The sequence below is a fragment of the Kribbia dieselivorans NBRC 106261 genome (assembly GCF_001552435.1).
Classification (GTDB): Bacteria; Actinomycetota; Actinomycetes; order Actinomycetales; family Dermatophilaceae; genus Kribbia; species Kribbia dieselivorans.
Map to the genome: position 1 here is coordinate 1 of NZ_BCRE01000183.1, position 1,961 is coordinate 1,961.

Below are 1,961 nucleotides of genomic sequence, written 5' to 3' on the forward strand. Positions count from 1 at the left end.
CCCCGCCAGGAGCGTGAGGCCAACGGCACCGACTCCGGCGCGACCCCACCGGTCGCCTGAGCCGCACGCCCATGTTCGCGCAGATCCGCATCACGAACCTCGGCGTCATCGCCGAGGCCACCCTCGACCTTCACCCGGGCCTGAACGTGCTCACCGGTGAGACCGGTGCCGGCAAGACCCTCGTCGTCTCCGGGCTGGGCATGCTGCTCGGCGCTCGAGGGGACGCCGGCTTGGTACGCACGGGCGCCGACCGCCTCACGGTCGAGGGCATCGTCGAACTCCCCGAGGGCCATCCCGCCATGGTGCGCGCCGCCGACGCCGGCGCCGACGTCACCGACGACCTCGTGCTCGTGCGCTCGATCGCCGCGAGCGGTCGGGGCCGCGCCCACGTCGGCGGCCGCACCGTGCCCCTGGGGGTGCTCACCGACCTCTCCGAGCACCTCGTCGCCGTCCACGGGCAGGCCGACCAGTGGCGCCTGCGCCGCCCCGAGGAGCACCGCACCGTGCTCGATGCGTACGGCGGTGCCCCCGTCGCGCAGGCCCAGGCAGAGTACGAGAGTGCCTTCGACGAATACCGTTCTGCCAGAGCCGAATTGGACGACCTCCGGGCGCAGGAGCGCGACCGGGCCGAGACCCTGGGTCTGCTGGAGTACCAGCTCGCCCAGATCGCCGAGGTCGACCCGCAGCCCGGTGAGGACGAGGAGTTGCGCGTCGAGGACGATCGACTCGGGCACGCCACCGAGCTCCTCACCGCCGCCGGTTCGGCCCACGCCGCGCTCTCCGGGGACGAGTCCGGTCTCGACGCTCCGTCGGTGCTCGACTTGCTCGGCGCCGCCCGGCACGCGGTCGCTCCCGTGCTCGGCAACGACGCCGACCTCGCGGCCTTGGACACCCGCCTGGGCGAGATCCAGGCGCTTGCCGCCGACCTGGCGGCCGACCTCGCGGGGTACACGTCCTCGCTCGAGACCGACCCGGCACGGTTGGCGTGGGTCCAGCAGCGCCGGGCCGATCTGGGCTCCGTCACGGCCCGGTACGGCGGTTCGGTCGAGGCCGTGCTGGCCCACGCCCGCGACGCCGCCACGAAGGTGGCCGCCCTCCAGGGTGCCGATGACCGGATCGCCGTGCTCGAGGGTGATCTCGAACACCTGCGCCTGGCCGCCGGGAAGGCCGCCGCGGCGCTGAGCGACCTGAGGGCCGACTCCGCCGCGCGCCTGGGTGCCGCGGTGACCGCCGAGTTGACCCACCTGGCCATGCCCAAGGCGGTCGTCGTCGTCCAGGTGACCCAGTCCGAGACGACCGACGACGCCGACGGCCTGCCGCTGCCCGACGGGCGCACCGTCACGGCGACCAAACGCGGGGTCGACATCGTCGAGATCCTCCTCGCCGCCAACCCCGACACGCCACCGCGCTCCATCATCAAGGCCGCCTCGGGCGGTGAACTGTCCCGGGTCATGCTGGCCATCGAGGTGGCCCTCGGCGCCCCCGCCGACGGGGTCGAGGGGGTGCCGACGTTCGTCTTCGACGAGGTCGACGCCGGGGTCGGCGGCGCCGCCGCCCTCGATGTCGGAGCGCGGTTGGCAGCCTTGGCGCAGCACGCGCAGGTCATCGTCGTCACCCACCTGGCGCAGGTCGCCGCCCACGCCGACCGGCACCTGATCGTGCACAAGGAGACCAGCGGCGACATCACCGCCAGCGGGGTCCGCACCCTTGACGAGGATGAAAGGGTGGCCGAGTTGGCGCGCATGATGAGCGGCGACGACGGTGCCACGGCGCTCAAGCACGCCCGGGAACTGCTCTCCAGTGCCTCGAGGAGGAATCGATGACCCGCGTCATCATGGTGGTCGGGTCCACCGACGAGGCCACCCAGATCCATCTCGAGGGCCTGGTGGAGCGGCTTCGCCGGGGCGGCGACGAGGTTGTCGTTGTGACCGACCCGCGGGCCCCGCGCCCCGACGGCGACA

The 1,961-nt window shown here is 73.2% G+C and carries 1 protein-coding gene; it reads left to right on the forward strand.

All coding sequences use genetic code 11. The features are described 5' to 3' along the window. Positions 1-71 precede the first annotated feature (71 nt). On the forward strand, positions 72-1,823 hold the full coding sequence (gene recN / locus KD1_RS13640) for a DNA repair protein RecN (protein ID WP_068402802.1): 1,752 nt from the start codon (positions 72-74) through the stop codon (positions 1,821-1,823). The last annotated feature ends 138 nt before the right edge of the window (positions 1,824-1,961 follow it).

Excerpts from the sequence above, each read along its gene's own strand:
- recN (WP_068402802.1), top strand. The coding sequence starts at position 72 with ATGTTCGCGCAGATCCGCATCACGAACCTCGGCGTCATCGCCGAGGCC.